At 61.1% G+C, this 5,357-nt stretch carries 5 protein-coding genes and 1 pseudogene; all 6 read right to left on the reverse strand.

Going from position 1 to position 5,357, the window contains the following annotated elements; genetic code table 11:
* Positions 1 to 268 precede the first annotated feature (268 nt).
* A pseudogene (gene ptsP / locus WBP53_RS12420) lies at positions 269 to 2,047 on the reverse strand (phosphoenolpyruvate--protein phosphotransferase).
* A gap of 219 nt (positions 2,048 to 2,266) precedes the next feature.
* On the reverse strand, positions 2,267 to 2,536 hold the full coding sequence (locus WBP53_RS12425; RefSeq protein WP_423929374.1) for an HPr family phosphocarrier protein: 270 nt from the start codon (positions 2,534 to 2,536) through the stop codon (positions 2,267 to 2,269).
* Positions 2,529 to 2,921 carry a PTS sugar transporter subunit IIA gene (locus WBP53_RS12430; RefSeq protein ID WP_423929376.1) on the reverse strand — a complete coding sequence of 131 codons (393 nt, stop codon included), beginning with the start codon at positions 2,919 to 2,921 and terminating at the stop codon, positions 2,529 to 2,531. The genes WBP53_RS12425 and WBP53_RS12430 overlap by 8 nt, the downstream gene beginning before the upstream one ends.
* A 97-nt stretch (positions 2,922 to 3,018) precedes the next feature.
* Entirely contained in the window at positions 3,019 to 3,903 is an 885-nt protein-coding gene (gene rapZ / locus WBP53_RS12435) for an RNase adapter RapZ (protein WP_423929378.1), read from the reverse strand.
* Positions 3,904 to 3,907: 4 nt separating this feature from the next.
* On the reverse strand, positions 3,908 to 4,858 hold the full coding sequence (gene hprK / locus WBP53_RS12440) for an HPr(Ser) kinase/phosphatase (RefSeq protein ID WP_423929380.1): 951 nt from the start codon (positions 4,856 to 4,858) through the stop codon (positions 3,908 to 3,910).
* A partial coding sequence (locus WBP53_RS12445; RefSeq protein WP_423929382.1) for a PTS sugar transporter subunit IIA occupies positions 4,846 to 5,357 on the reverse strand: 512 nt, incomplete at its 5' end. The genes WBP53_RS12445 and hprK, both read right to left, overlap by 13 nt.

Here is a 5,357-nt window from a genome sequence, read left to right on the forward strand (position 1 = left end):
GATGGGAATTCGGCAAGTAGCCGATCGGCGAAGCCAGCATCGAGGAACTGGTCGATGACCACGTGACGAAAGGGTGCGCGAGGCCTGAATCGGGCTGCGATCTCGTCGCTGCTTGCCAGGACATCAGGGTTGATCAGGGCTTCGGGATTGGCTGTCATGTAGGAGTGGAATCGGATGGAAGCAGGAGTAGTGGAGGCAACTGCGGTATGAATGAAGCATGGCTCACCCGGTCCTGGCCGGGCAGTGCCCGGATTGGATCACGGCACCGCTACGCGCTGGCAGGGGCAGAGTCGCCATTTTCCACGATTGCAGGGGTATTCACACGCATGCGCTCAAGTACACGGAGGATTCCGTTCCGGCTGGAGGCGCGCAGCAGGCTCGGCGCCAACTTGCGCAGGCTGGCTTGATCGAGGGTGTTGATGACTTCGCGAACCTCAAGCAGCAGGCCGGGTTGCATGCTGAATTCGGTCAGGCCGAGGGCGATCAGCATGGCCGTGAAGTTGATGTCGCCTGCAATTTCCCCGCACAAGGTTATCGGTCGATCGGCGCGCTTGCAGACCGCGATGATCTGGGCGATCAAGCGCAGCACCGCAGGGTGTAGCGGGTCGTAGAGGCTGCCGAGTTCATTGTTGTTGCGATCGGCAGCCAGGGTGTACTGGACCAGGTCATTGGTTCCGATCGAGGCGAAGTCGAGCTTGCGAATCAGGCTGGGCAGGGCAATCGCGGCCGCTGGCACTTCGATCATCGCGCCGACTTCAAAGCGGTCGGCAATCTGGTGTCCTTCGGACCGAAGTTGCCTTGCGCATTCATCGACCATTTTCCGGACGGTCACGATCTCCTCGATCGAGCTGACCATGGGCACAAGGATGCGCACCGGCCCATAGTTCGTCGTGCGCAGAATCGCGCGAAGCTGGGTATGCATGAGCTGGGGAGTTCGCAGGGAGAGGCGAACCCCGCGCACTCCGAGGGCGGGATTGGGCTCGTCCTTCAGCACGAGTCCGGCGCTGTCAGCCTTGTCGGCGCCAAGGTCAAGCGTTCGGATCGTGACGGGCAGTCCACCCATGCCGAGTACGAGATCGCGGTAAGCCAGGAACTGCTCCTCCTCACCGGGTGCATCCTTGCGTTGCAGGAACAGGAACTCCGTGCGGTAGAGTCCGATTCCTGCTGCGCCGCAGGCCCGCGCCTGGGCTACTTCGCCAGGAAGTTCGGCGTTGGCTTAGAGCTTGATGACGACGCCGTCTCGGGTGCGCGTATCGACATTGCGCAAGCGCTCGCGGCGCTTTTCGAGCTGGGCGGAATCTCGCTGCCATTGTCGGAAGCTGGCCAGATCCTGCGCCGTCGGGTGGACGATGACCTGGCCGCTGTCGCCATTGATCAGCAGCAGGTCGCCATCCTGCAGATGAGAGAGCGCTTCATGCGACCCCACGATCATGGGCAGGCGCAATGAGCGGGAGAGGATCGCGCTGTGGGACAGCGTGCTGCCGGCTGTCAGTACGAAGCCGAGTGCACCATGCTCCGCCAGTTGCACCATTTCCGAGGGCGCAACGCTGTCGCTGACAAGAATTTCGCCGACGCGCGATGCAAGCTTGCGTTCCTCGACGCTGGATTCGCGATTGAGGGCACCTTCGACTCGGCCGATGACGTGCTCGATGTCCTCCCTGCGACTGCGCAGGTAGGGATCATCCATCGCCTCGAACACTGCGACGAGGCTGTCGCGCTGCATCTTTAGCGCGGCGCTGGCATGGTATCGGCCTTTGCGGATCAGGTCGTGCAAGCCCTCGATGAATACGGGATCCTCGAGAATCAGGCTGTGCGCATCAATGAATTCGGCGACTTCCCGGGCCAGCGGACCTTCGAGTTTGTCGCGAAGTACGTGCAGTTCCGTTCTGGCAATCGAAAGCGCTTCATCGATGCGCTCAATTTCCTCGTCGACCTCGGTCGACTCCAGGCGCGATTCGTCAACGAGGTAGCGACTGGGTTGCTCAAGGCGTGCGCGTCCGAGCGCCATTCCGCGCGATGCACCATTGCCTTCGAGTATTTGTCGCACGCCTTTTCCTTCTCCCTAGCAGACTTTTGAAATTCTACTCAGTTGGCACGATAGCGCAGCAGAATGTGCCTCAAAATGCTCATTTACCGCATGCAAACCGCGCTTTTCGGCCCGTTTCGCCTTGTCTCTCGTTCGCCTGAGCGAATTTCAACAGCCTGCCATTTACCGGATGCTCCTGGCCACAGCGCTCCGGCTGCAAAGCTCGCACTGGAGCGAGTGCTATTGGCCTTCGTCGAATTTGCGTTCGAACAGATCAACCAGGGCGGCCATGGCGGCTTCCTCGTCAGGGCCGTCTACGCGCAGGGTGAGCACGGCGCCGAGCCCGGCGGCAAGCATCATGACCCCCATGATGCTTTTTGCGTTCACTTCCTTGCCGCGGTAGCCCATGAAGATCGTCGACTGAAATCCGTGCAGGGTCTGCACGAGTTTTGCCGAGGCGCGTGCATGCAGGCCCAGTTTGTTGCTGATGGTGATTTCGCGCTCAAGCATGATCGATGAATATTCCTCCGCGTCCGCCGCTTGCCGCAGTCTGCGCGAGTTCGTCCAGTGGTTGTTCGGGATAGTTCAATACACGCAACAGCATCGGAAGATTCAACCCCGATACGCAATGCATGTTCAAACCCAGGGCTGGCAGGCGCTGGGCGACATTGCATGGCGTTGCGCCGTACAGATCGGTGAGTACGAGAACACCTTCGCCGGCGTCGAGTTCTCGCGCGTGCCGGGCTGCCTCGGTAAGCATGCAATCCGGGTCCGCACTCGAACCTACTTCGATGACATCGAGTGGCAGCGTCAATTTGCCCAGCACGTGGCGCGCAGCGCTGACCAGGGCCGCGCCCATGGCTTCGTGGGTCAAGAGGAGTACGCCGACGCTCATGCCTGGAAATTCCCGCAGCGCGAAACGCGCCTGATCAACTGCATGTCAGGGTACCCGACTCCGTGCTTCGGCGGGCGATCGACCGGTTCACTCATGCCTATTCCAGTTCACGGTGATAACTCAGCACTTGCGTAAAGGATTCGCGGAAATGTTCTGCCAGGCGTTCGACGAGGTTGACCGAACGATGGCGGCCGCCGGTACAACCGATGCAGATGGTCACGTAGCTGCGTCCCTCGTCCTTGAACCGGGATAGCCAGGTATCGAGGAAACCCTGCAGATGCTCGCGGAACAGGACGACATCCGGCTGGCTATCCAGCCATTCGCGAACGGGTGCGTCACGACCGGACAGCGGACGCAACTGCGGATTCCAGTGCGGATTGGGCAGGCAGCGGGCATCAAAGACGAAATCCGCATCGGGTGGCACGCCGTGCTTGTAGGCGAAGGACTCGAACAGAAGTGTCATCGAACCGGTTTTCATTCCCAGTTCGCCGATGACCAGGCGGCGCAACTGGTGCACGTTGAGTTCGCTGGTATCGATTACGCGGTCGGCAATGGCGGCGACCTGGCGCATCAGCTTGCGCTCCAGCGCGATTGCATCGGCGAGGCCGAGCTGGTCACCGGAAAGCGGATGGCGCCTGCGCGTTTCCGAATAGCGCTTGATCAGCACTTCGTCGCGCGTATCCAGGAATACCAGTTCGTAGGCAATGCCGACTTCGGCAAGCCCGGCAAGAATTCCCGGTAGCCGATTCAGGTCATCAGCGCGGTTGCGCACGTCAACGCCGACGGCAAGGCGCGGGTGCATGTCCTTGGCGTCTTCGGATACCGCGCGCACGAATGCCGGCATCAGGGCGCTGGGCAGGTTGTCGACGCAGTAGTAGTCGAGATCCTCAAGCGTGCGCAGTGCGACCGATTTCCCGGAGCCGGACAGGCCGCTGACGACGATCAGGCGAATCTTGGCGGCGTTGGAGGATGGGCTGCTCATCGTTTCACCACGGGGGCAGGCGGCGCAACTGATGCGCCTGACGGTCGACAAAGGTCTGGGCCGGGTCGAGTCCTTTCGACTTCAGCATGTGGCTGCGCACGGCGGCCTCGGCGAGCACAGCGATGTTGCGACCGGAGGCGACAGGGATGACGATCTGCGGAATCGGTACGTCCAGCACCTCGCGATATCCGACATCGCCATACAGGCGTTTCATCTCGTCATCGGCGCCGTTTTGAGTCATGGGTTGCAGGTGCACGATAAGACGCAGGTATTTCGAGGGCTTGACGGCGGTGTGTCCGAACATCTCGCGCACGTTGAGCACGCCAAGGCCACGCACTTCGAGCAGGTCACGAAGCATTTCCGGACACGTGCCATCGATGACATCGGGCGCGATCAGGGTGAACTCGGGCGCATCGTCGGCGACCAGGCGATGGCCGCGCGTGATCAGTTCCAGGGCCAGCTCGCTCTTGCCGGTACCACTTTCCCCGGTGATCAGCACGCCGATCGAATTGACCTCCATGAGAACGCCATGCAGGGTGATCTGGCGGGCCAGTCCGCGAGCAAGGTGGTACTGCAAATAGGTGAGCAGCTCGTGGCCGCGCTTGGGGCTTATCCACAGCGGCGTCTGTGATTCCTCGGCGGCATCGCGCAGATCGCCCGGAATCGCCTGATCCTTGGTCACGATCAGGGCGATCGAGCGATACGCCATGATCTTCTCGATGGTCTCCCAGCGCTGCCGCGAATCGAGTCCGTCGAGGTAGGACAGTTCCTCGGTGCCTATGATTTGCACCTTGTTCGGGTAGATGATGTTCAGGTACCCGATCTGCGAGGGGCGCCGGGATTTCTTGTCGCCAGGCTCGATGGCACGGCCTTCGCCGCGCAACCCCGCGACCCAGCGCAGTTGCATGCGCTCGCCGACAGCGTCGTAGAGTTGGCGCGAAGTCAGTCTGTCCATGCGGATTCCCTGAGTCTGTTGCCCGCGAATTCTGCCATTTCCGTGATCATCACGCTGCCATTGTCCGCTTGGCGCAGAGCGGTGGTGAGTTGGTCGTTGGAGAACATCTCGGCCAGTTCGGCCAGCAGGTGAAGGTGCTGGTCGGTGAAATGCGCAGGAACGATCAGCCCGGCGATGAGATCGACCGGCTCGGCGTCCACCGCACCAAAATCGACAGGCATTTGCAGCTTGATGAATACGGCACGCGCTTTTTCGATTCCGGGGATGCGGCCATGCGGTATGGCCACTCCACGGCCAAGCCCGGTTGAACCAAGTCGCTCGCGAGCCAGCAGGGCTTCACGGATATCGCTGCCATTGCCGCTGTCGTCTGCCAGCAGTGAAGAAATTTCCGCGAGCAGCTCGGTTTTGTCAGCGACGACAAGATCCGTTCGCACGCGCTCCGATGTCAGGAGATCCAGAAATGGCATGCGCGGGTACGAAGTCGGGAGCGGGGATGTGC

Source organism: Dokdonella sp., from assembly GCF_049593775.1.
GTDB lineage: Bacteria > Pseudomonadota > Gammaproteobacteria > Xanthomonadales > Rhodanobacteraceae > Dokdonella.